The 24,549-nt window shown below is 41.4% G+C and carries 27 protein-coding genes; 24 read left to right on the top strand and 3 right to left on the bottom strand.

Annotation, left to right across the window (positions count from 1 at the left end; genetic code table 11):
• Nucleotide 1: 1 nt before the first annotated feature.
• The 7 genes from CHU92_RS13015 (at nt 2) to purD (ending at nt 8,496) form a co-directional block, all read left to right on the top strand.
• The gene (locus tag CHU92_RS13015) at nt 2–1,258 is read left to right on the top strand and encodes a hypothetical protein (RefSeq protein WP_094416261.1); all 1,257 of its coding nucleotides are present in this window, start codon (nt 2–4) and stop codon (nt 1,256–1,258) included.
• A complete protein-coding gene (locus CHU92_RS13010) occupies nt 1,224–2,393 on the top strand; it encodes a glycosyltransferase family 4 protein (RefSeq protein ID WP_094416259.1) in 1,170 nt (389 codons plus the stop codon). The genes CHU92_RS13015 and CHU92_RS13010 overlap by 35 nt, the downstream gene beginning before the upstream one ends.
• An 87-nt stretch (nt 2,394–2,480) precedes the next feature.
• A complete protein-coding gene (locus tag CHU92_RS13005) occupies nt 2,481–3,593 on the top strand; it encodes a DUF1972 domain-containing protein (protein WP_094416257.1) in 1,113 nt (370 codons plus the stop codon).
• Nucleotides 3,535–4,851 (top strand): O-antigen ligase family protein, encoded by a 1,317-nt coding sequence (locus CHU92_RS15900; protein ID WP_094416255.1) that lies wholly within the window; start codon nt 3,535–3,537, stop codon nt 4,849–4,851. The genes CHU92_RS13005 and CHU92_RS15900 overlap by 59 nt, the downstream gene beginning before the upstream one ends.
• On the top strand, nt 4,848–5,831 hold the full coding sequence (locus CHU92_RS12995) for a UDP-glucuronic acid decarboxylase family protein (protein WP_094416253.1): 984 nt from the start codon (nt 4,848–4,850) through the stop codon (nt 5,829–5,831). Before CHU92_RS15900 ends, CHU92_RS12995 begins: the two co-directional genes overlap by 4 nt.
• 1 nt (nt 5,832) lies before the next feature.
• Nucleotides 5,833–7,197: an undecaprenyl-phosphate glucose phosphotransferase gene (locus CHU92_RS12990; RefSeq protein ID WP_094416251.1), complete on the top strand. Its 1,365-nt coding sequence runs from the start codon at nt 5,833–5,835 to the stop codon at nt 7,195–7,197.
• Nucleotides 7,198–7,224: 27 nt separating this feature from the next.
• Nucleotides 7,225–8,496: a phosphoribosylamine--glycine ligase gene (purD, locus tag CHU92_RS12985; protein ID WP_094416249.1), complete on the top strand. Its 1,272-nt coding sequence runs from the start codon at nt 7,225–7,227 to the stop codon at nt 8,494–8,496.
• On the opposite strand, the gene CHU92_RS12980 is transcribed toward purD, so the two are convergent.
• Complete coding sequence (locus CHU92_RS12980; protein ID WP_094416247.1) at nt 8,491–8,721, bottom strand: DUF6341 family protein; 231 nt, start codon at nt 8,719–8,721, stop codon at nt 8,491–8,493. The genes purD and CHU92_RS12980 overlap by 6 nt on opposite strands.
• A gap of 49 nt (nt 8,722–8,770) precedes the next feature.
• On the opposite strand from CHU92_RS12980, the gene CHU92_RS12975 reads away from it, so the two are divergent.
• Nucleotides 8,771–9,700: a DUF6427 family protein gene (locus CHU92_RS12975; protein WP_094416245.1), complete on the top strand. Its 930-nt coding sequence runs from the start codon at nt 8,771–8,773 to the stop codon at nt 9,698–9,700.
• Here the strand turns inward: CHU92_RS12975 and upp are convergent.
• Nucleotides 9,695–10,348: a uracil phosphoribosyltransferase gene (upp, locus tag CHU92_RS12970; RefSeq protein ID WP_094416243.1), complete on the bottom strand. Its 654-nt coding sequence runs from the start codon at nt 10,346–10,348 to the stop codon at nt 9,695–9,697. The two genes, CHU92_RS12975 and upp, sit on opposite strands and share 6 nt — an antisense overlap.
• A 68-nt stretch (nt 10,349–10,416) precedes the next feature.
• On the opposite strand from upp, the gene CHU92_RS12965 reads away from it, so the two are divergent.
• Together CHU92_RS12965 and CHU92_RS12960 are read left to right on the top strand one after the other, a co-directional pair.
• Nucleotides 10,417–11,022 (top strand): DUF4254 domain-containing protein, encoded by a 606-nt coding sequence (locus tag CHU92_RS12965; RefSeq protein WP_094416241.1) that lies wholly within the window; start codon nt 10,417–10,419, stop codon nt 11,020–11,022.
• 7 nt (nt 11,023–11,029) lie between these two features.
• Nucleotides 11,030–12,073 carry a glycosyltransferase family 9 protein gene (locus tag CHU92_RS12960; protein ID WP_165764659.1) on the top strand — a complete coding sequence of 348 codons (1,044 nt, stop codon included), beginning with the start codon at nt 11,030–11,032 and terminating at the stop codon, nt 12,071–12,073.
• 52 nt (nt 12,074–12,125) lie between these two features.
• On the opposite strand, the gene CHU92_RS12955 is transcribed toward CHU92_RS12960, so the two are convergent.
• Complete coding sequence (locus tag CHU92_RS12955) at nt 12,126–13,178, bottom strand: ferredoxin--NADP reductase (RefSeq protein WP_094416239.1); 1,053 nt, start codon at nt 13,176–13,178, stop codon at nt 12,126–12,128.
• 298 nt (nt 13,179–13,476) lie between these two features.
• Here CHU92_RS12955 and CHU92_RS12950 point away from each other — a divergent pair, with 298 nt between their 5' ends.
• The 14 genes from CHU92_RS12950 to CHU92_RS12885 all read left to right on the top strand — a co-directional run bounded on the left by CHU92_RS12950 (nt 13,477) and on the right by CHU92_RS12885 (nt 24,545).
• Nucleotides 13,477–13,824 (top strand): PadR family transcriptional regulator, encoded by a 348-nt coding sequence (locus CHU92_RS12950; protein WP_094416237.1) that lies wholly within the window; start codon nt 13,477–13,479, stop codon nt 13,822–13,824.
• Nucleotides 13,825–13,826: 2 nt separating this feature from the next.
• Nucleotides 13,827–14,429, top strand: a complete 603-nt coding sequence (locus tag CHU92_RS12945; RefSeq protein ID WP_094416235.1) for a hypothetical protein — start codon at nt 13,827–13,829, stop codon at nt 14,427–14,429.
• A complete protein-coding gene (locus CHU92_RS12940) occupies nt 14,422–15,039 on the top strand; it encodes a hypothetical protein (RefSeq protein WP_094416234.1) in 618 nt (205 codons plus the stop codon). The genes CHU92_RS12945 and CHU92_RS12940 overlap by 8 nt, the downstream gene beginning before the upstream one ends.
• A complete protein-coding gene (locus CHU92_RS12935) occupies nt 15,036–15,650 on the top strand; it encodes a hypothetical protein (protein WP_094416232.1) in 615 nt (204 codons plus the stop codon). Before CHU92_RS12940 ends, CHU92_RS12935 begins: the two co-directional genes overlap by 4 nt.
• A gap of 19 nt (nt 15,651–15,669) precedes the next feature.
• Entirely contained in the window at nt 15,670–16,359 is a 690-nt protein-coding gene (locus tag CHU92_RS12930) for a hypothetical protein (protein ID WP_094416230.1), read from the top strand.
• Nucleotides 16,360–16,415: 56 nt separating this feature from the next.
• Nucleotides 16,416–17,897, top strand: coding sequence for a DUF5687 family protein (locus CHU92_RS12925; RefSeq protein ID WP_094416227.1), 1,482 nt, complete (start codon nt 16,416–16,418; stop codon nt 17,895–17,897).
• 14 nt (nt 17,898–17,911) lie between these two features.
• On the top strand, nt 17,912–18,607 hold the full coding sequence (locus tag CHU92_RS12920) for an ABC transporter ATP-binding protein (RefSeq protein WP_094416225.1): 696 nt from the start codon (nt 17,912–17,914) through the stop codon (nt 18,605–18,607).
• A 169-nt stretch (nt 18,608–18,776) separates the two neighbouring features.
• A complete protein-coding gene (gene porW, locus CHU92_RS12915) occupies nt 18,777–21,434 on the top strand; it encodes a type IX secretion system periplasmic lipoprotein PorW/SprE (protein ID WP_094416223.1) in 2,658 nt (885 codons plus the stop codon).
• 6 nt (nt 21,435–21,440) lie between these two features.
• On the top strand, nt 21,441–21,842 hold the full coding sequence (locus CHU92_RS12910; RefSeq protein ID WP_094416221.1) for a bactofilin family protein: 402 nt from the start codon (nt 21,441–21,443) through the stop codon (nt 21,840–21,842).
• Nucleotides 21,820–22,047, top strand: a complete 228-nt coding sequence (locus CHU92_RS12905; protein ID WP_094416219.1) for an AtpZ/AtpI family protein — start codon at nt 21,820–21,822, stop codon at nt 22,045–22,047. The genes CHU92_RS12910 and CHU92_RS12905 overlap by 23 nt, the downstream gene beginning before the upstream one ends.
• Nucleotides 22,048–22,446 (top strand): DUF6168 family protein, encoded by a 399-nt coding sequence (locus CHU92_RS12900; RefSeq protein ID WP_094416217.1) that lies wholly within the window; start codon nt 22,048–22,050, stop codon nt 22,444–22,446.
• A 114-nt stretch (nt 22,447–22,560) separates the two neighbouring features.
• On the top strand, nt 22,561–23,733 hold the full coding sequence (gene atpB, locus CHU92_RS12895) for a F0F1 ATP synthase subunit A (protein ID WP_094416215.1): 1,173 nt from the start codon (nt 22,561–22,563) through the stop codon (nt 23,731–23,733).
• Nucleotides 23,734–23,767: 34 nt separating this feature from the next.
• Nucleotides 23,768–23,959: an ATP synthase F0 subunit C gene (atpE, locus tag CHU92_RS12890; protein ID WP_008255642.1), complete on the top strand. Its 192-nt coding sequence runs from the start codon at nt 23,768–23,770 to the stop codon at nt 23,957–23,959.
• An 85-nt stretch (nt 23,960–24,044) separates the two neighbouring features.
• Nucleotides 24,045–24,545 carry a F0F1 ATP synthase subunit B gene (locus tag CHU92_RS12885; RefSeq protein ID WP_094416211.1) on the top strand — a complete coding sequence of 167 codons (501 nt, stop codon included), beginning with the start codon at nt 24,045–24,047 and terminating at the stop codon, nt 24,543–24,545.
• Nucleotides 24,546–24,549: the final 4 nt, after the last annotated feature.

The following is a 24,549-nucleotide window of genomic DNA, read 5'->3' as shown; positions in this document are numbered from 1 at the left end:
CGTGATAATTAAAATCCCTCATAATATATGGTATCAATTCCTGTTTGTACTCTGCGTAACAGTCCCGTACCTTAATAATTATGAACTTACTTTTTCTGTTTGGCTTTTAACATGCCTGCTGTCATTACGCACCAGTTATTCCATAAGCCTTCTAAAGCTTTTGGCATCATATCTGCTTATATTGCTCATAGCTGTTATCGTATCTTTCTTTTATAAATATGAGTTCTTTTTCAGGATTAGGGATATAACGTATTTATCAAAACCCGTCATAGGTTTCCTTATAGGATACCAGCTCTGCCGGCGTAACTTTCAGAATGCATTTCCTCTGATTATTAATACAGGTTTATTTATTGCGCTCTGCCACCTGGCCATGATTCTTGTTGCCCTGCTGTATTATCATGCACGTACAGTAGCAGATTTGAGGATGTATGCCGGTTACTTCAGCGATTATGAAATTTATACTCTGGTATTCCTCATTTTCCATAGGGAGTTTGGGATAAAGATGAGCCGCAGGAAATGGCTTTTTTATACGGCTGTACTCGCCACCTCCTCCTTTCTGTACCTGGCCAGGACCAACTTTATACAATTTGCCGTATTAATTTTAGCCATCAAAGGCTATTTTGCCCTTACCCCGAAAGCTATCAAAATATTCACAGGAATGGCTGTTTTTTTGGTTGTGGGGTATTTGGCCGTGTTGTCAACTAACCCAAGGCGTAAAGCTGAAGGGTTTGAAGGATTCCTGTACAAGATAAAGGTTGCCCCCCTGGAGCCTTTTAAAACAAAAGTAAACAGGTTTGATTATATAGAATTTAATGATAATTACAGGTCTCACGAGAATATAATGACGGTGCGGCAGGTAACAGCAGATGGTATTATACCTACATTTTTTGGCAAAGGAATAGGTTCTCAGGTCGATTTAAAACAAAAAGTATATTTAGGCGATATGGAACTTAGATACATATCCATCCTGCATAACGGGTTTATGATTGTTTTTTTAAAAGCGGGTATAATAGGTGTATTGATATATTTATATACAATTATTTTCTTTTTTAAAAAGAAAAAAAGCACCAGCACAACCATTAAGAAAATCAATTTACTTTTCATAGGCACCGGCATATTCCTGTTAATATCTAATTGGGTTTTTTTAGGGTTTTATAACCTCACAGAATCTAAATCAGTACTAATAGGATTTCTTATTGCCTATAGGGAAATAACACTTAAAAATGAAAAACATACTATTCATACATCAGTCAGCTGAATTATATGGGTCCGACAAAACCATATTAATGTTTATCTCAAACCTTGACAGGGCAAAATATACTGCCACGGTTTTACTTCCTTCTGACGGGCCATTGAAGCGTGAATTCGAAAAAAACGGGATAGAGGTAATAATAGCCCCGATCCTTAAACTATACCGTAAAATGTTTTCAGTAAGCGGAGTGGTTAAATTTTTCAGGGAATACAAAGAGGGGCTACAGAAAATAGAGGCACTACACCGTGAAAAAAACTTTGATTTAGTATATTCACATACCCTGGCATCTTTAATTGGGATTGTTTTTGCACGAAAGTACAAAATACAACACTTGTGGCATGTGCAGGAAATTATTGCAAAGCCCGTAATCTTCAACAAAGGCTTTAAGGCCCTTCTGGGTATAAAAAGCAACCACAAAATAGTTTATGATTCTAAAGCCACTATGGATTTCTGGGTCAAAGGCAATTCTGTACTCATGGCAAAATCAAATTTTATATGGAACGGCCTTGACCTTGAAGCAAAGCCCGAAATACCGCCGGCTGTTGTTAATGATGTTAAAAAACAAATTTTTAAAGTTTCAGATGATGAAATTGTAATAGGCTTGTTTGGCAGGATTAATGGCTGGAAAGGCCAATTGCTGCTTCTTGAGGCGTTTAAACAAATATATCCACGCCACAAACAATGCAGGCTGGTATATATAGGTTCCGCACCGCCCAACCAGGAATGGTTTGAAGAAAGGCTAAAAGCAAGGGTGCTTGAATATCAGCTGGCTAATGTGGTCCGGGTTATCCCTTTCCAAGAAGAAATCTGGAAATTCTGGCAATCAATCGATATTGCCGTTGTACCATCAACTGAGCCTGAACCTTTCGGGATGGTTGCCATAGAAGCAATGAGTTGTGGCAAGCCTGTAGTTGCGGCAAACCATGGAGGGCTTACAGAGATAGTGCTGCACAATGAAACCGGATATTTATTCAGGCCAAATGATGCAGCAGATTTAGCGGGATACCTTGAAAAACTGGTAACAGATGCGGGCAAAAGGAAAAGTTTTGGAGAAATAGGCATAAAACGGGTTCAGCAGCTTTTTTCACTAAAGAGCCATGTTAAGCAATTTGAAGATATTTTTAGCAAAATGCTTCAATAAAATAGTGATTACCATATTTTTCTAACTTTAAATCCAAAAATCTTTTTTTTTAGTTTAAAATAGTATTTTTGTCAAAATTGATTTTTGATGAAAATAGCCATATTAGGAACAAGAGGCATCCCTAATCACTACGGCGGATTTGAACAGTTTGCAGAATTTTTTTCAGAATATTTGGTAAATAAAGGCCACGAAGTATATGTATATGGATCTCATGACCACCCTTACCAGGAAAAAAGTTTTAATGGTGTAAACCTGCTCCACAAGTATGACCCTGAATATAGATTTGGGACATTCGGCCAGTTTATATATGACTATAATTGTATAACAGATTCAAGGCAAAGGAATTTTGATATCATACTGCAGTTAGGATATACCAGTAACTCCGTTTGGTTTTTCCTTCTTCCTAAAAAAAAATCAATTATAATAACAAACATGGACGGGCTGGAATGGAAGCGGTCCAAGTACATAAGGCCGGTGCGACAGTTCCTCAAATTTGCCGAACGTCTTGCCGCCCTGAGCAGCCACTATCTTGTGGCCGATTCTCTGGGCATACAATCTTACCTTAAAAAAAAATACGGCAAAGAATCAACCTATATAGCCTATGGGGCACATCCCTTCGATACTCCCGATGAAAGCATCCTTTCCCAGTATGGTTTAGCTAAATATGGCTATAATATGGTAATGGCACGCTTTGAGCCGGAAAATAATATTGATATGGTGCTGCAGGGCGTAGTGCAGTCAGGTACTAATGCCCCAATACTCGTGGTTGGCAATAATACCAAAAACAAATATGGCATTAAACTGACCGAAAAATATAAGCCATATCCTAACATAAGGTTTTTAGGCGGTGTTTATAATCTTCAGAACTTAAATAATTTACGATATTTTAGCAACATTTATTTTCACGGCCACTCCGTGGGTGGCACCAACCCCTCATTGTTAGAAGCCATGGCGTCGCAAGCTTTGATAGCAGCACATAATAATGATTTTAACAAAGGCGTGCTTAAAAAAAATGCCTATTACTTTAAAAATACGCAAGAAGTATCTTCACTAATTAAATCTTTAAAAAAAGAAGATAACATACCGATGGTTAAGGATAATTATAATATCATTGTAAAGGAGTTTAATTGGGATAAAATCAATGAAGATTACTTACAGCTATTTGAACAATGCCTTGAAAAACGCTTTGAGTTCTGCTAAGCAGGATCCTTTAGCGTTTTTAATTGCATTAACCTTAATCACCATACCGCTGGAGTTCAAGTACAATAGTATTGCAGTTATACTGTTTTCCGGTTACTCGCTGGTGTATTTAAAAAAGCAAAATTTAAAATGGAATTTTGCACTGTTAATACCTGTCGCTTTATTTTTTTTAATGGCTTTATCAGCTGTTTGGTCTATAAATTATTCCATCACAGTTAAATCGTTGCAGAAGGCTCTCCCCTTGTTAATTATCCCTTTGGCATTTTCTGTGAATCCGGCTTTGACAAAAAATCAGGTAGCTAAGGTGCTTGACATACTTTCCGTGGCATCGGTCCTATATGGCATTTTTATACTTATCCGCTCTGCTTTAGGATATTTATATACGGGCAATATAGACGTGTTTTTTTACCATAATTTTGCGGGAGATGTAAATGCTATTTACTTGTCTGCTTTTTTTTCTATTTCATTTTTTCACCTGCTTTTTTGTTTTAATAAAAATATATACTTTAAAATAGGAACTGCTTTTAGCGCAATGTGCATTTTATTACTGTCTTCAAAAACAATAATTATTATAGATGCCCTACTATTTGGCAGTTATATGCTTATGGGCACAAATAAAAATTATCGTAAAATGCCCATTGCCGTCATCTTGGCAGCGGTAGCAATTTCGGTATTGTTTTTCAGTAAATTTAAAGAAAGGTGGTCCGAAGAAATTAAGGCTAACACATCCGATTCATCTACATACATTAAAACTACCGGTTCAGAAGGTGTTGTGTATGATGTAAATGTCCATGACGCCTGGAATGTGAAGGATTTCGGACAGGACAAAAAATTTACCGGTATGTCATTCAGGATCTATCAGGCAAGGATTTTCTTTGAAATGCTGGCAGAAGACGCTGTTTTTTGGACCGGTTATGGCTATAATGTGTCGCAAAGTAAAATTATAGAAAAAGGCCATGAACATAATGTCTTTTTGGGCACACCAGATTTAGTAGGGTATCAGGATATGAATTTTCACAATCAATATATACAGGCATTTGCAGAACTGGGCATAGCAGGATTAGTAATTTTGCTGTTTTTGGTTTTTTTTAACCTTAAAAACGCCGTTAAACAAAAATATTTTGTGCATATTGCTTTTGCAATTCTTATGTTAACCTTATTTTTGACAGAATCATTTATATGGAGGCAACGCGGAATCGTGCTTTTTACAGTTTTATACTGTATGTTCAATACAATTGCTAAAAAAGAAAAAGTATGAAAAGAATTTTAATAACGGGTGCAGCGGGATTCTTAGGGTCTCACCTTTCGGACAGGTTTATAAAGGAAGGATATTACGTAATCGGGATGGATAACCTTATCACCGGAGACCTTAAGAATATTGAACACCTCTTTAAACTTAAAAACTTTGAGTTTTATCATCATGATGTAACCAAGTTTGTCAATATCCCGGGCCAATTAGATTACATACTGCATTTTGCCTCACCCGCAAGCCCTATTGATTACCTGAAAATACCTATACAAACGCTGAAAGTAGGCTCTTTAGGCACGCATAATCTCTTAGGCCTTGCACGTGTCAAAAAAGCACGGATACTTATTGCGTCAACTTCTGAAGTATATGGTGACCCGCTTGTTCATCCGCAGACTGAAGATTACTACGGGAATGTCAATACAATAGGGCCTCGTGGCGTGTATGACGAAGCCAAGCGTTTCCAGGAGTCTATAACTATGGCTTATCACACATTTCATGGTGTTGAAACACGTATTGTCCGGATTTTTAATACCTATGGGCCACGCATGAGGCTAAATGACGGCCGTGTGATACCAGCTTTTATTGGCCAGGCCCTGCGCGGAGAAGACCTCACTATTTTTGGTGACGGAAGCCAGACCCGCTCCTTCTGCTATGTGGATGACCAGGTAGAAGGTATATACAGGCTGCTACACTCAGATTATCCGTATCCCGTGAATATTGGTAACCCCGACGAAATCAGCATCAAAGATTTTGCAGAAGAAATTATAAAGCTAACCGGAACCAGCCAAAAAGTAGTGTATCACCCGCTCCCGGTAAATGATCCGTTACAAAGGCAGCCCGATATATCTAAAGCAAAAGCTCTGCTGGACTGGGAACCCAGAGTAAAGCGCGCAGAAGGAATGAAAATCACTTACGAATATTTTAAATCTTTATCTTCTGAAGAACTGATGAAAGAAGAACACAAAGATTTTTCAGGTTTTATACATTAAGATGGTTTTATCCGGAAGGGGCAGATATTCTAAGTACATCAGGCCAATCAGTATTGCATTTGATATTGTGGCCATTGCTGTATTACCTCTTTATTTTTTCAGGGAACTTAATGTGGATTTTTGGCGATATGAGCCTTATCAGATTGTAACCTGGGCGGTATTAGCCTATTTTATTGGTTTTTATGAGGTGTACCGCTATACAGCGCCGGTAGCTATTATATCAAAACTAATAAAGCAGGCAATACTTTTTCTATTGATTGTTATAGCTTTTTTCCCATTTGCCAAAGAAACAGTCTTTAGTGGAAAAGCTATTGCAAAATTTATAGGCACTTCTTTTATATTTATCACCGTTTTTAAATTTTTACTGTTTTACTACCTGAAAAAGTACCGTATAATAACCGGCAGTAATTTCAGGAATACCGTTATAATTGGCTATACTCCAGAAGCCATAAGGCTAAAAGAGCTATTTACAACAAGGCCCGATTACGGCTATAGGTTTAATGGTTTTTTTTCAGACAAAAGCAACCCTAACGTATTAGGTAACCTGAATGATTTAAAACAATTTGTCATCCAAAAGAATATTGATGATATTTACTGCTCCCTGTCCGAAATTACTAATGCAAAACTGAAAGACCTTGTTGAGTTTGCTGACGAACAACACAAAATCATTAAGTTTATCCCGGACACCAAAGACATTTTTACAAAAAATCTTAAAGTAGATTATTATGGGCTTTTTCCGGTTCTTTCCCTGCGAAAAACTCCTCTTCATGGCACACTTGAAAAATTTGTAAAAAGAGTGTTTGATATTGCATTCTCTCTTTTAGTGATCATTTTCGTGTTATCATGGCTGGCGCCGATTATGGCAATTTTAATTAAACTGGAATCAAAAGGGCCTATTTTTTTTAAACAAAGCAGGCCGGGAATTAATGAAAAAGAATTTTTTTGCTATAAGTTCCGTTCAATGCACCTGAATGAAACCACGGAAACATCAGTTACGAAAAATGACCCCCGTGTAACGCGAATAGGCAAATTTATACGCAAAACCAGCATAGACGAGCTTCCGCAGTTCATAAACGTACTTTTGGGCGAAATGTCAGTTGTGGGCCCCAGGCCACACCTGTGGTCACAAAATAAGATGTACAGCAATAAAATTAAAAAATACATTGTACGGCTTTATGTAAAACCAGGTATTACAGGGCTGGCACAGGTTAGGGGGTTCAGAGGTGAAATCGAAACGGACGAAGATATGATAAACAGGATCAAATATGATGTTTTTTATATTGAAAACTGGTCTTTAATCTTAGATATAAAAATTATTTTTCAGACTGTAGTGAATATTTTTAAAGGCGAAGAAAAAGCATATTAAACACAAAACACACACAACTACACAATAATGAAAATTTTACTTCTTGGTTCAGGAGGCAGGGAACACGCGCTTGCCTGGAAAATGCAGCAAAGCCCTCAGTGCTCAAAGCTGTTTGTTGCACCCGGCAACGCAGGTACGGCTGCCATAGCGCAAAATGTAAACATAAGCGCTACAGATTTTGATGCAGTAAAAAAGCTGGTGCTTGATGAAGGCATACAAATGGTGGTGGTAGGCCCTGAAGACCCACTGGTAAAAGGGATTTACGACTTTTTTAAAGGAGACGGCACATTAACGGATATTCCTGTAATAGGGCCTTCAAAAGAGGGTGCCCGCCTGGAAGGCAGCAAAGAATTTGCTAAAATATTCCTCACTAAGAATAATATTCCTACCGCGGCCTATGGCAGCTTTACTAAAGAAACGGTTGAGCAGGGGTGCGATTTCCTTGCAACATTAAAACCGCCGTATGTCTTGAAAGCTGACGGCCTTGCTGCCGGCAAAGGCGTACTTATTATACAGGATTTGGCAGAAGCACAGCAGGAGCTTAGGAACATGCTTGTAGGGGCTAAGTTTGGGCAAGCCAGCTCTAAAGTTGTGATCGAAGAGTTTTTAGACGGTATTGAACTAAGCTGTTTTGTGCTTACAGACGGTAAAAGCTACAAGATTTTGCCTACAGCCAAAGACTATAAGCGTATAGGCGAAGGCGACACCGGCCTTAATACAGGAGGTATGGGAGCCATATCCCCGGTGCCTTTTGCGGACAGTGCCTTTATGCAAAAAATAGAGGAAAGGATTGTAAAGCCAACCATAGAAGGGCTTAAACAACAAAGCATAGACTATAAAGGATTTATATTTGTAGGCCTGATTAAAGTGGGTGATGACCCCTATGTTATTGAATATAACGTGCGCATGGGCGACCCGGAAACTGAAGTTGTCATTCCGCGTATAAAATCTGACCTTGTTGAGCTGTTTAAAGCGGTAGCCGAAGAAAGGCTTGACGATGCGGTACTTGAAATTGATAGCCGCAGCGCCACTACCGTAATGGTTGTGTCAGGCGGATATCCTGAAGATTATGAAAAAGGCAAAGTTATTTCGGGGCTTGATAAAGCAGAAGGCTCCCTGGTGTTCCATGCCGGTACTAAAGAAGAGAATGGCAAAGTGGTAACTAATGGCGGACGGGTAATTGCTCTAACGTCATACGATGATGATTTCCGTGAGGCCATAAAAAAATCTTACCAAAACATAGCATTGCTACATTTTGATAAGATGTATTATCGTAAAGATATAGGCTTTGACTTATGATAAAAAGGAGTGTGCGGTAGTATCCTGGTCATCCTCATTGTTAGCCTTGAATACCCGTAACTGCTTAATCCAGTACCAGGTAGCGGCACAACATATAATGATAAATATCCACGTAATTATATTAGCAAGCCACCAGTTGTCAAGCTCAAGCGACCTTAACAGGTTCATAGGCGCGAAAAGTATCTTTTCAAACAGGAACTGTATGCCTTCAAAAAATGCTTTCATGTTTTAAACAAGTATTATATTTACATTCGCAAAAGTATAAAATAATCGCATGTTAGCAAGTGTTTTTAGTAAATCAAGGCCCATAAATTACATTTTAATTGGTGTAGCCCTGGTTATATTTTATTTTTTATATCTCACTAAAGATACTTACTGGGCAGGCTCATACCTGCTTGTACTGCAAAAAGCAGGATTGCTGCTGCTTTTGTCGGCTTCTTTGTTCCTTGTAAATTTTATTACCCGGCGCAATACGCTAAGCAAGGCCAATACTTATGCCATGTTCCTTTTCATGATGTTTTTGGTTTTATTACCCACTACACTGGTAAACATAAACATCATTATTTCAAATTTCCTGCTGTTACTCGCACTCAGGAGGCTTATTTCGCTACAGTCGCTCATAACGCCTAAAGAAAAAATCTTTGACGCTTCCTTCTGGATCTTTGCTTCGGCGCTGTTTCATTTCTGGAGCCTGCTTTATATTGTACTGGTATTTATATCCATCATCTTTCACGTGTACCGTGATTACAGGAACTGGATTATTCCATTCATTGCGTTTTTTGCTGTGGCTATTATTTATTACATGGCTATTTTAATGCTCGGCAGGGATTTTTTTGACCATCTTCATGGTGAAGCCCGCATAAGTTTTGACTTTACCTATTTTGAAAATATTTACCAGAACATTACCCTGGCTGTATTTTCGTCATTTGCCGTATTGTTCTCAGTAACACAAATACTGGCGCTGCCGGGCAAACCGCTCAACATGCAGTCTTCTTACCAAAAGATTATTTATTCTTTCTTTATAGGTGTAGCAGTGTACGTGCTTTCGGCAGATAAAAACAACAGCTTTTTGGCATTTACCTTTGCGCCGCTCGCCATCATGGGGGCAAATTATATAGAAAGCCAGGAAAACGTGTGGATAAGGGAAGGTATACCAACCCTCCTGGTGGCCATATCGCTATTTCTCTTTCTTTCGCAGTTATAATTTACTTCCATAAGCCAGGTCACCGGCATCGCCAAGTCCGGGAACTATATATTGCTTCTCGTTCAGGCGCTCATCCAGTGCGGCAATCCACAGGTGGCAGTTGTCAGGAAGGTGCTTTTCAAGGTAAGCTACTCCTTCGGGCGCGGCAATAACCACGGCAATATGTATTTCCTTCGGTGTTTCCGTGTCCATCAATTTGTTGAATACCGCAACTAATGATTGCCCAGTAGCGAGCATTGGGTCTATTAAAATCAGGGTTTTGTTGTGGAATGAAGGTGCCGCACGATATTCCACCAGTATCTCAAACTGGTCATCGTTGTTTGGGTGATGGCGGTAGGCGGATACAAACCCATTCTCGGCATCATCAAAAAAGTTCATAAAGCCGGTGTGCAGCGCCAGCCCCGCACGCAGGATAGAGCAAAGTACAACACCGTCTTTTATAGCTGTAGTGGCTTTGGTGCCAAGGGGCGTGGTAATGCTGATATCTTTATAGCTAAGGCTTTTACTCAGCTCATAAGCCATGATTTCGCCTATACGTTCAATATTCTTCCGGAAACGCATGCTGTCCGTCTGCACCGTTACATCGCGTATCTGGGCAAGGAAATGGTTGAGTATGCTGTTGGTTTCGGAAATGTAGTGAACGCGCATGGGGTAATCTGTGTTTGTATTAGCAGGATAAAAGTATTAAAACTATATTTGTAAATAAAATATAAACTATGTTTTCTAAAATAGCATTTCCTGTATTTGAACAGAGCATTAACGACTATCACCATTATGACAGTGTAGACCAGCCCATAAACAATCCGTTCCGTAAGGATAAGATAGAGCACCTGCTTTATGCCAAAAACTGGGTAGATACTGTGCAGTGGCATTATGAGGACATCATCAGGAATCCAAATATTGACCCGGTTGAGGCCCTGGAACTAAAGCGTAAAATTGATGCTTCCAACCAGGTGCGGACTGATATGGTAGAATACATAGACAGCTATTTCCTTGAAAAATACAAGGATGTGCAGCCAAAACCGGATGCTAAAATTAACTCCGAAAGTCCGGCATGGGCCATTGACAGGCTGAGCATACTGGCACTTAAGATTTTCCACATGAATGAGGAAGTGAACAGGGAGGATGCAACGCCGGAGCACAGGGCGAAATGCCGCGAGAAGCTGGACGTGCTGCTGGAGCAGAAAAAAGACCTTTCAACGGCGATTGATGATTTGCTAAACGACATTGAGAACGGCGACAAGTACATGAAGGTGTACAAACAGATGAAAATGTACAACGACGAGGAGCTTAACCCGGTGCTGTACCAAAATAAAAAATAATCCTGCGATGGCAGGTACAACGCATATTCTTGTAATAAGGCTCTCGGCAATGGGTGACGTCGCCATGACGGTCCCGGTGCTGAGAGCCTTGCTTTTACAGCACCCCGAAGTACAAATTACCGTAGTTTCCAAAGCTTTTTTCAGGCCATTTTTTGATGATATTCCACGTGTAGCTTTCTTTGCGGCCGATACTAAGGGCAGGCACAAAGGTACTTTGGGAATCATAAGGCTGTACAATGACCTTAAAAAACTTAAGATTGATGCCGTGGCCGACCTGCATAATGTGCTGAGGTCGAAGCTGGTCACTATGCTCTTTGCCCTTGCCGGAAAAAAAACGGCAACGGTGGATAAGGCACGTGCCGAAAAAAAGGCGCTGACCCGTGCTGAAAATAAAGTCTTTAAACCATTAAAACCCGTAACACAGCGGCATGCTGATGTTTTTGCGGCGCTGGGTTTCCCCGTAGATCTTGAAAATCCTGTTTTTCCTGAACAAAAACAGCTTACACAAGATATAATACAAATAACAGGTAATAAATCAGGCAAGTGGATAGGCATTGCACCTTTTGCGCAGCACAAAGGCAAGGTATATCCGCAGGATTTAATGCAGGAAGTGGTAAACAAACTTGCTGATAATCCCGGTTATAAAGTATTTCTTTTTGGAGGCGGCCAGGCTGAAACTGCCGTGCTGCTGGCGATGGCAAAAAATCGTGAAAATATTGTAGTGGTGGCCGGAAAGCTGAAGCTGGAGCAGGAGCTTGCGCTGATAAGCCACCTGGATGTAATGCTCAGTATGGACAGCGGCAACGGCCATATGGCGGCAATGCTGGGTGTGCCGGTGGTAACGCTGTGGGGCGCCACACATCCTTTTGCTGGGTTTGCCCCGTTTAACCAGCCCGCAGAAAACCAGGTAACGGCCGACAGGGAACAGTACCCACTTTTGCCAACATCAGTTTATGGCAATAAAATTATACCGGGCTATGAAGACGCCATGCGTACTATAAAGCCTGATAATGTTGCAGAAAGGATTTTGGCTGTAATCTCTATCCAATAAAAAAGATGCCCTAAAGCATCTTTAATATTTAAATCTTTTGATTTAATCAAGGCTACACATCATCATAATCTACATAAATGTCAGCTGATGTAGGGTGGGCCTGGCAGGTGAGTATCAGTCCTTCGGCAATTTCGCCGTCAGTGAGTATGGCGTTCTTTTTCATTTCGGCAGCGCCTTTTTTAATGCGTGCCAGGCAGCTGCTGCAAATACCGCCCTGGCAGGAGTAAGGCGCATCAACACCCTGTTTAAGGGCAGCGTCCAGTATGGTCATTTGCTGCGACATGATAAAGCTTGTTTCCTCGTCATCTACAAGTACGGTTATCTTGGTCTGCCCGTCAAGCGGCTCGCTGATTTTCTTTTCAGCTATAGGTGTAGAAAAAAGTTCAAATTTAATGTTCTTCTCCGGGATGTTATTTTCCTTCAGCACCTCGTTTACGGTAATGATCATTTCCTCCGGACCGCACAGGTAGAATTTTTCAAACTCTTTTTCCTTGTGTTTGTTCCTGATAATGAAGTTCACGGTAGAACGTTCGATACGGCCAAAGATAGCCTCATCGGCTTTAGCCTGGCTATACACGAAATGTACAAAGAAGCGGCCTACATACTGAAGCTGCAGGTCGTGCAACTGTTGGTGGAAAATAGTTTCTTCGGGGGCCTTGTTGCCATACACAAGCACAAATGTGCTTTCAGGCTCGCCCTGCAGCACGGAATATATAATTGACATTACGGGCGTGATGCCGCTTCCTGCCGCAAAAGCCGCATAATTGCGCTGGCGCCCGGGGTCGGGCTTGAAGGTAAAATTGCCTTCCGGCACTCCTACTTCCATAGTGTCGCCTACGGCAAGCTGTTCATTGGCAAAAACCGAAAAGCCGCCGTTTTTAACTGCCTTTATGGCTACACGGAGTTCACCGCTGCCGGGGGCAGAACATATAGAGTAGGCTTTCCGTACTTCCTTGCCTTCAAAGGTGGTTTTCAGGTTGATGTACTGCCCTGCAATAAAATCAAAATCTTGCTGTAAGTGTTCGGGAATATCAAAAGCTATGGAAACCGCACCGGGTGTTTCGCGGGTTATATCTTTTATGGTAAGTGTATGAAAATGGGACATAGTTAAAATTTTAGCAAAAATAAACAATACATTGGCGGGATGAAACACAAATGATAAAAATCATTATACCTGTTTTTATACCTAAGAAAATTAGGTATATTTGTGGTGACGAAACTATTCCGTTTTAAGGGGGTGTTTATTGAAGTCAAAGGCCATCAGTTATAGCCCCGATGGAAGCGGCATCCTCCCCGCCGCCGCGCTTATGGCGGCGGGGAGATAGAGCTGAGAGCGGGACATGGCCTGCAAAGGAGCGGTTGATGGCTGCTCCCGGAAATAATAATCATTAATTAGAAAATCAATGAAAAATTCATCCTTATATAAGGGAAGCCTCACTACCATCATCATGAAACTGCTGGAAGAGAACGGCAGGATGTATGGCTATGAGATTACCCAAAAGGTGAAGCAGATTACCGCCGGCGAGCTTACTATAACCGAGGGTGCCCTGTACCCCGCGCTGCACAAGCTGGAGAGCGAAGGCCTGCTGGACGTGGAGGTGGAAAGGGTGGACAACCGCCTGCGGAAATATTACAAGCTGACGGAGAGCGGAGAAAAAGAAACGGTTAATAAAATGGCGGAACTTGAAGAGTTTATAAGGAATATGCAAAGTATTTTAAGCCCTGATGTTAAACCCGGTTTACAGCTATAATTATGAAACTGACAGCGGAACAAGTAAAGCAGATTGAGGTTTTGTTGGCGAAAGATATCTTTTATAAAGATATCCGGCTGGAGATGACCGACCATATTGCCAGTTACCTCGAGGAAACGCTTGCAGAAGGCGATGATTTTACAACGGCATTAAAGCAGTACATGAACTCCCATCACAAAGTAAAGTTACTTACCGCCGTACGGGAGCAGGAAAAAATTAAGGACGGCTATTACAGGAACTACTTTTTGAGGCAGTTTGTTAGTCCTAAAGGCCTTCTTGTAATTGCATCAGCAACGTCCACAATTTATATTGGCACACTGCTTGGCCCATGGATGTACAGGGTGTGTGTATTTCTGTTTACGCTGATGGTAATTTGGTTCTTAACAGGGTTTCTCGGCCTCAAATCACAATTTATATTGCGGCTGAAGGAGGAAGTGCAGGTATATTATCTGCTGCCTGTTCTTTTAGTGTCGCAGGGAAGGCGTTATTTTGAGGAGTGGCCGGTGCTGCCTTACCTGGAAATCATAGGCTTTGGTCTTATGTTTACTGCCTGTTATTTTATCTACTTAACTAACAAAGCTTATAAAACAACAAAATATGCCTAAACTAACGCAACAGCAAATACAGTTTATTTTTAACTATCTCGAAAACTCGGGTGTAGAATACCTTGATGCACGTGTCGAGATGACGGACCACGTAGCCTCGGCACTGGAAGCCATGGAAGGGGATTTTTATGAGAACTTTAAAGCGTATATGCTTCAAAATAAAAAAGACCTGTTAGCCCAGTACGGCAGGTTTAAAAAAATAGCATTGAACAAAGGCCTTACAGTGCTGAAGAATAATGTGTTTTCTGTATGGTTCATAGCTTCAGTAGTAGTCCTTTATCTGCTGAGATATCCTGCCGCCAACTATTTTGATGAAGAAACTATTATTGATGCTTATAAAGTTATAAGCCTTGTGCCTGCATTCACACTGGGCCTTTACTTGGGTTACATGCGAATCTTCAATCCACATACTTTTTCTGTACTAGACCAGGTGTTTCGGTTTTTTATTTTACTGAATATTTTTGATCCCAGGTTTATATTGAAGGGTTTGGTACCGGTAGCAATATATTTTTCGTTTCTTACAGTGTATTCATTTGCATCGTTAATCTCTTTCCTAAAAATATATAAACATTACAACAGGCTCTACGTCCAAAACCTTAAGTTGTCATGAAGTTAACACCGCAGCAAATACAGTTTATAGATAATTACCTGGGAAATTCAGGCATGAGGTACCTTGATGCCCGTGCAGAGATGACGGACCATGTTGCGTCCGCACTGGAAGGCCGGGAAGGGGATTTTTATGAGAACTTTAAAGCATATATGATTCAAAACAAAAAAGACCTTTTAACGCAATATGGTACTTTTAAAAATACTGCGTGGAAGAAAGGGCTTGGGGTAGTCGGGTATAATGTCTTTTCGTTATGGTTTGTATTGGCTGTTGTGGCTTTGGTGCTTTTAAACTATACTGCTGCTGATTATTTTGATGAGGCTACCCTTATAAATTCCTATAGGATAATGGCTCTTTTTTCAGGGGCGGTATACCTGGTAAGCACTACGTTTTATAAAGTTTTTAATAAGTGGAGTTTCTCTATTATTGAGCAGCCATTCGGGTTATTTATATTTATAAACCTGATGAATATAAGGCCCTTTATTGAAGAGTTGATACCGGCTGTAATACATGATTCGGTTATTACTGTATTCAGTATATCAGCGACTGTTTCTCTGTACAAAATATTTTATCGTTATAAAAAGCGCTACGTCCAAAATCTTAAGTATTCTTAAAAATATCCATAGGAATGTAATGAAAAAGCTAACTGAAGAACAGGCAGGACATTTAATGGAATTTACCCGTAGGCACTATGTAGAGTACTACGACCTACAGTGTGAGCTGGCGGACCACCTTGCCAATGGTATTGAAGCCGCATGGCAGGATAATCCCAAATTATCTTTTGAAGCCGCGCTGCAGAAAGAATTTAAAAAATTTGGCATATTCGGGTTTTCCGATATAGTAGAAAAACGCACGGTTGCCCTCCAGAAAAAGTATTACCGCCTGTTGTGGGGTTATTTTAAAAACTTCTTTCGCCTGCCTGTAGTTGCGGGTACCGTGTCGGCTATAATAGCAGTACGACTGTTGCTGCAATTGTCGCACTGGATTTTCGGGGCGCTTATCTTCAGTATGATAGTTATAGGCATAGTACGCCTTTACCGCTTGCGGAAAAATTATAAGGACAAACTGAAACGTACCGGGCAGAAATGGCTGCTGGAAGATACTATTTATGCCTGCGGCGGTGTCAGCGTGCTGCTCAATGTGCCGCTACAGTTATACATTAACATTAAAACAGTACCATCAGGCAGCATGTTATGGCTGCTTTCGGCCATTTTGGTGCTTATAGCCATTTATGATTATGTAGTGCTATGGGTGCTGCCATCGCGATCGGAAGGACACCTGGAAGAAGCTTACCCTGAATACAAATTTCAGGTTACAAAATAAATCTGTAACTTTTGCAGCATTTATTTTACTAATATACACAACAACCAAAACATAGTATGTTCTTACGATTTTTAAAGCTGGAATGGAAGTCTTTTTTTCGTTCAGCAAGCCTGGGTAAAAGTATAGGCTTACGGATTTTTTTGGCTTTTTTTGCCATATATTTTATGTTGATTTTCCTTAGTGCCGGCTTTTTGCTGCATGACATGATTACCGAATATTTTCCCGGTAAGAATGCTGTCTCCGTTGCCAACACCTTTGTACTCATCTGGCTGGTTGCCGACCTTTTTGTGAGGTTCTTCATGCAGAGCCTGCCGGTGCTCAACATTAAGCCATTTATGCCGGTGCCTGTAAGCAGGAAAACACAGGTGCATTACGTGCTGCTTAAGAGCCTTTTTTCGTATTTCAATTTCCTGCCATTACTGCTTATTGTACCTTTTGGGCTCATTAGCTACAATGAGGGCTCGCTGGCAGGCGGGGAGGCTGCGGCATGGATAGGCAGCATGGTAGTTTTTACCATTGGGGTTAATTATGCTAACTTTTTAATCAAGAAGAAGTTTGCAGAAAATATAAAAGCCCTCCTTCCTTTTGTAGTCCTTGTGGCGGCACTGGCAGCACTTGAATATTATGGGGTTTTGAGTATAACGCAATATACCGGGGCAGCATTTGATGCGCTCATAAGCATGCCTTTTGTGTCATTGCTGTTTATTTTACTGCCTGTAGGCCTTTATTACCTTAATTTCACTTACCTGGTAAAAAACTTCTACCTTGATGCTTCTGTAAAACGGAAAAGTGATAAGGTTGATACTACAGATTACGGCTGGACGCGCCGTTTCGGCGATATTGCCCCGTTCCTGCAGCTTGACCTGAAGCTGATATTCAGGAACAAAAGGCCGAAGACTACCGTTTTCCTCAGCTTTATATTCCTGCTCTACGGGCTCATATTCCTGCGGGACGACTCCCCTTCGGGCGAAATAATGCACGTATTTGCAGGTATATTCATCACCGGCATATTTATGATTAATTTTGGCCAGTTTATCCCCGCGTGGGACAGCGCGTATTATTCAATGATAATGTCGCAAAACATTTCCATCCGCCAGTACCTGGCTTCAAAAGCAGGGTTGCTCACCTTCTCAGTGGTGGTGCTTACGGTGCTGTCAACCCCGTATGCCTATTTCGGCATAGAATTGCTTTTTACCATAGTAGCCTGTGCCCTATATAACATCGGCATCAACGTACCTATGCTGCTGTATGCCGGTTCATTCAATAAAAAGAAGATAAGCCTCGAGAAGAGCCCGTTCATGAACTACCAGGGTACCGGCGCGGCACAGTGGATAATAGGTATCCCGCTGCTATTACTGCCCATGGGCATCTGGATAACGCTCAAGTTTACCACGGGCTATAACACGGCTTCAGCAGTTCTGGGCGCTATAGGTGTTGCCGGTATTGCCCTGCGGGGCTTGATGATGAAGAAGATCGCATCAGCTTACAGGACAGGAAAATACGCGGCAATAAGCGGTTTTAAAGAAGAAGAAAACTAATAAATCAACAAACCATGATACAGGTACATAATTTAAAGAAAGCCTATAACGGCACAGTGGTATTAAACATAGAACACCTTGAAATAAAAAAGGGTGAAAGCTTCGGCCTGGTAGGTAATAACGGCGCGGGAAAAACTACATTTTTCAGCCTGTTGCTCGACCTGATACAGCCATCTGCGGGATATATAACCACAAACAATATCAAAGTACATGAAAGTGAGGCATGGAAACCGTTTACGGCCGCCTTCCTTGACGAAAGTTTCCTTATCGGCTACCTTACACCCCAAGAGTATTTTTATTTTATAGGCGAATTGCGCGGCTGCAATAAAGCGGATGTTGACGCCCTGCTGGCACAGCATGAAGATTTCTTTAACGGGGAAATACTTGGCAAAAAGAAATACCTGCGCGACCTGAGTAAAGGGAACCAGAAAAAAGTAGGCATCATTGCCACCCTCATAGGTAATCCGGAAGTGATAATACTGGATGAGCCTTTTGCCAATCTGGACCCTACCACACAAATAAGGCTGAAAAAAATAATTAAGGATTTAGCGGAAAACAAAGAAGTTACCATACTGGTATCAAGCCATGACCTGATGCACACCACCGAAGTAAGCGACAGGATAGTAGCGCTGAACAAAGGCCAGGTGGTAAAAGACATACAAACTTCTGCCGAAACCCTTAAAGAGCTGGAAGAGTTTTTTGCGGTTTAATCTGGGAGACAGCCAGCCACAGATTCTTTTCTCATAACGCGCCGGTACAGTAAAACCGGCGTTTGTTTTTTTAATAAAAAACATTACACATTTCAAAAAGAAGCGTATTTTTACCCCTCGCTATACTAAAACAGTATTTTTAGAAGTTAAGGGAATAAAAGCTTTTACATTGAAAACCAGTACGTATAAATATTTTGCCCTGTTGTTTTTTGGCGGGCTTTTAGTGGCATGCTCAACGAAGAAGAACAGGTTTATAAACCGTAATTACCACGGGTTAACTACAGAGTATAACGTACTCTATAACGGCGACCTTGCCCTGCAGGCAGGCCTTGCCGAACTTAAAACCACTTACCAGGACAATTTTTGGGAAATACTGCCCGTAGAACGGATGCAGCTTACCGAAGAGCAAATGGGCCCTTCCGATAAAAAGAACCCTAACTTTGAACGCTCTGAAGGGAAAGCCACAAAGGCCATACAAAAGCACTCCATGAACATTGGCGGTAGTGAGTATAATCCTCAAATGGATGAGGCGCACCTGCTGCTGGGCAAAACCCGCTATTATGATAACAGGTTTCTACCGGCGCTGGAAGCATTTAATTATATTTTGTATAAACACCCAAACAGCGATAAAATATACGAGGCTAAAGTATGGAGGGAAAAAACCAACCTCCGCCTGGAAAATGAGGCAATAGCCATTAAAAACCTAAAAGTACTTATTAAGGAAAAAGAACTGAAGCCACAGGTACTTGCTGATGCCAATGCCACGCTGGCTCAGGCATATATGGCCATACAGGCTATTGATAGTGCTGTTGCACCTATAAAAAGGGCGGTGGAAGCCACACCTCTGAATGAAGAGCGCGCCCGCTACAGGTTTATTCTGGCCCAGCTATATGAAAAGCTTAACTATAAAGACAGTGCTTATGCCGCATACCAGGCAGTAATAGATATGAACAGGAAATCGCCCAGGCACTATGTCTTACAGGCACATGGCAGGCAGGCAGCACAGTTTGATTATGCCAAAGGTGATACCCTGGGTTTTATGAAAAAATACCGGCGCCTGCTGGAAGACCGTGAGAACAGGCCATACCTTGATGTTATAAACCACCAGGTTGGCTTATTTTATGATAAGCAGAATATTGATGACAAAGCTATACGGTATTACAACAAGTCATTAAGGGCCAATTCAAAAGATAAATACCTAAACGCGTCTAATCACAGGAACCTGGCCGAAATATATTTTGAACAGGCAAAATATGCACGGGCGGGGCAATATTATGACAGCACCATGGTGTTCCTTAATAGCAGGACAAGGGAATATAAACAGATAAAGAAAAAACGCGACAACCTCGCTGATGTAATAAAATATGAAGGAATAGCGCAGACCAATGACAGCATACTTAACCTGGTAGCGCTTTCAGAACCTGAAAGAAAAGTTTTCTTCGAAAAATATATAGTAAAGCTGAAAAAGCAGGAAGAAGAATTAAAAAAGAAGCAGGAAGCCGAAGACCGGAAACAACAGGATATGGCCAGGAACACCGGAAGTAACGATGCTTTCGCTATGGACGCCCCTCCTCAGGGCCTGGGCCTGCGAAACAGCAGCGACTCAAAGTTATCCGCGAAGAACTCCGCTAAACAGCAGGATCCAGCCTCAAAGACAGGCTTATCATCCGGAGCGGGCGACAAATTCTATTTTTACAATACATCAACAGTGGCATATGGTAAAATAGAATTTCAGAAACGGTGGGGCAACCGCCCACTTACAGACAACTGGCGGTGGGCTGCGGAAATTGCAAACAGCAACAAAGCAAAAGAATCGGCTGGTGATACGGAGAAAGAAAAAGAAAAAGATATAGCCGCGGGTAAGGGAGGGGTTGAAGACCCAAGGTATATACCCGAATTTTACCTCAAGCAGTTACCGTCTTCGCAGGCAGCCATAGACAGCCTTACCAAAGACCGAAATTTTGCCTATTACCAGTTGGGTATTATTTACAAAGAGAAATTTAGCGAATACAGAAGGGCGGCTGACAAGCTGGAGAAGCTGCTGGCCAATAACCCCGAAGAGCGCCTTGTACTGCCCGCCTTGTACAACCTGTACAGGATATACGAAATAATTGACCCCGCAAAAGCTGAAACTTACAAGCAACAGATACTGTCTCAATACCCCTCAAGCAGGTATGCAGAAATAATACGCAACCCTGCCTCAGAAGACATCGTTTCAGGAAGCCCTGAGGCTATATACACCGCCTTGTACAAACAGTATGAGAAAGGGGAGATAAGGAAAGTATTGGAACAAGTTGCAAAAAATATTGAAACGTACACAGGCGAAGAAATAGTTTCAAAATTTGAAATGCTGAAGGCAAACACGCTTGGTAGGCTGGAGGGCGTTGAGGTGTATAAACAGGCGCTCAATTTTGTGGCGCTTACCTACCCAAACAGCGCCGAAGGCAAGAAAGCCGAGGCATTGCTTGCCAGTGATGTGCCACTGCTGGAAAAGCTGTCTTTTGGACACCCGGCGCCAAGCTGGAAAATTATTTTTAAAGTGGCGCCCAGGGATGTGAAAAACAAGGCACTTACAGACAAGATTTTAAAATTTATTAAAGACGGCCTCAATAACAGCATTACCCTGTCAACTGATATATACACCCTGGATGAAGATTTTGTGGTTATCCACGGGTTTAACAGCAGGCTGGCCGCCGTTGACGCGGTAAGTATCCTTAAGGACTACAAGGGATATAAAGTAGCCGAAACGCCCATTATCATTTCCAGTGAAGATTATAAGGTAGTGCAGGTAAAAAAGAACCTTAATGAGTTTTTAGCAGTAAAGTAAAAGCATATGTTTGATAAACCTCAGAAATCATACACTGACCTTCTTGGCAAAACCAACAGGATTGTTGAAGGGACAACCATAAAAGGCGATATAATTTCGCAGGCCGATTTCAGGCTTGATGGTGAACTTATAGGTAACTTTGCCTCAAAAGGTAAATTAGTGATTGGCCCCGCAGGCAGTGTTATAGGTGATATTATTTGCAGAAATGCTGATATCGAAGGCCGGTTTAACGGAAAAATAGAAGTAACCGAAATGCTCAATGTAAAATCAAAAGCACATATAACCGGCGAAGTCACCGTGGGCAAACTATCAGTAGAGCCCGGCGCGGAGTTTAGTGCTTCGTGCATTATGAAAACGCCTGTAAAAGCAATCCCTAAAAACAATAATGAGCAGCAACAGGCCGGATAAGAACCCCAATAAATGGCTTGTGCTTATCAGCCTCCCCATACAAATGGGTATAGTTATTTTCGCATTTTCTTGGGTTGGCGCTTTGCTCGATGAAAAATACCCTAATGAAGGCAGCTGGTACCGTAAAGGCTTTATCCTAGCAGGGGTTTTCCTGTCACTTTACTACCTGATACGCCAGGTACAAAATCTTGATAAAAAAAATTAAATGACTGTAAAAAACTACAGCCTCTTGCTTAAAATGTCAGCCGCGGCGGCGGTATTTTATACACTTAATAAACTTCTTTTTTTGCTGCCAGGACTTGAGGTACATTATGCAGCCTACCACCATAGCCTGGAAAAACTATACCTGTTTTTCCTGGCCTGTTCTGTAATTGTACTCCTTACTGTTATTTTGGTCAATGCCAGGACGCCGGATAATACCGGATTTGCCTACGTTGGGGGTACACTCCTGCAGATGGGCTTATGCTACATAATGCTGCGGCCGATACTTGGCGCCTCTGATGCTAATGCCGGATTTGAAAAGGCCAATTTCTTTTTAGTATTTCTTTTGTTTTTAGCAACGGAAACCCTTCTTGCCATACAAATTTTAAACAAAAAACAATAATTGCCGCATTACCTGGCAATTATTAAAAAAAATAATTTTCAGGGTGTTGAAATATTAATAATTAGCGTTACCTTTGCGCAAAATTTGAGGACCCGTAAAAATTAAGATAAGGCAATGGTGATTTCCAATAAACCGCTTAAATTCATAATGGCAGCCTTAGTTGCCTGTATCCCTTTCAGTAATTTTGCAAATACACCACAGGATTCTATATTAGCTGACGTAAAACCTGCTGATGTCGAGTCGGTTTCGGTGCATACGGATGCGGAAGGCCCCGCTCTGGACATAAAGACAAAAAGCAAGCAGCATATACTCCACCACGTCAGAGATTCTCATGATTTTACCTTTTTTTCGGATGAAGCCGCAGGTAAACATTATGGTTTCCCACTGCCGGTCATTTTATGGGATAATGGGCTGCATGTGTTCATGTCCTCTGAATTCCATCACGGAGAAAAGGCGGCTGAAAGCAACGGCAACTATTACGTGCTCAACCATCACGACAATAAAATTTATAAAGTAGATGGCCCGGAAGGCAAACTGAATTATGAACATGGGCATGAGCACCCTACCAATGCTAAGCCACTTGACCTTTCTATAACCAAAAGCGTACTGATGATTCTGGTTACAGCAATCCTGATGCTGGTTATTTTTACAGGACTTGCAAGGACATATCCTAAAAATGGCGGTATTGCTTCAGGTTTTGGACGTTTCTTTGAGCCTTTTGTTGTGTACATCCGTGATGAGATAGCTATTCCAAACATTGGTGAAAAACACTATAAAAGATATATGAGCTACCTGCTCACCATATTCTTCTTTATATGGTTCCTCAATATTTTTGGGCTTACGCCGCTTGGGGTAAACGTTACCGGTAACTTTACAGTGACGGCTGCCTTAGCAATTTTGACTTACGTTATTACAACATTTACTGCAAATAAAAACTACTGGGGGCATATCTTCTGGATGCCGGGCGTGCCATGGCCTATGAGGATTATCCTTGCGCCGATCGAGCTTTTAGGCACCATAATCAAGCCATTCTCATTAATGATACGTCTTTATGCCAATATATTTGCGGGGCATATCGTATTGATGAGCATCATAGCGCTTATGTTTATATTTAAGAACTGGATAGGAAGCACGCTGTCCTTTGGGCTTGCATTTGTACTGTCAATCCTTGAGATACTGGTAGCGCTGTTACAGGCTTATATATTTACGATGCTTTCAGCCCTGTACTTTGGCGCGGCAGTTGAAGAGCATCACCATGAAGAGCATCATGCAGAGGCACATCATTAATAAAGTGAACGTTTAATTTTTAAATTAATATATTATGCAAATTCCAACAATTGTAGGAGCAGGCCTTATCGTAATCGGTGCGGGTCTTGGTATTGGTAAAATCGGTGGTTCAGCAATGGACGCTATCGCTCGCCAGCCTGAGGCTTCTGGTAAAATCCAGACCGCTATGCTTATCGCTGCCGCTCTTATTGAAGGTATTGGTTTCGCGGCTCTTTTCGCTGCGTAATCAAAAAAATCCAAAACAGCAGTGCCAACGGTTGGTTGTAACTGCTGTTTAAAAACAAAGACAAACATTTTTAATTTAAAATATAATGGAGAAGTTATTAAACGATTTTTCATACGGGTTGTTCTTCTGGCAGGTACTTATTTTTGTACTACTTATAGTACTACTTAAAAAATTTGCGTGGAAACCAATACTTGATTCAGTTAATACCAGGGAGCAGGGTATCAAGGATGCGCTGGCTTCTGCAGAGGCTGCCCGTAAGGAAATGCAGAACCTTCAGGCTGATAACCAGAGGATACTTCAGGAGGCAAGGCTCGAAAGGGATGCCATGATAAAAGAGGCGCGAGAAATTAAAGAAAAGATGATTGCTGACGCCAAAGCCGAAGCACAGGCAGAAGGAGCAAAAATGATTGAGCAGGCTAAGGCTACTATAAATAGTGAGAAAAATGCCGCTATGGCAGAGCTAAAAAGCCAGGTTTCAGTCCTTTCAGTTGAAATCGCTGAAAAACTACTTAAAAATGAACTGTCTAACAAGGAAGTCCAGGCAGCACTGGTTGAAAACTTGTTAGGAGATATCAAATTAAACTAACACG

The organism is Flavobacterium cyanobacteriorum (genome assembly GCF_002251835.1).
In the GTDB taxonomy this organism is placed as follows: Bacteria; Bacteroidota; Bacteroidia; order Flavobacteriales; family Flavobacteriaceae; genus Flavobacterium; species Flavobacterium cyanobacteriorum.
The sequence above is the reverse complement of the archived record's forward strand: the minus strand, read 5'-3'. Positions and strand labels throughout refer to the sequence as shown.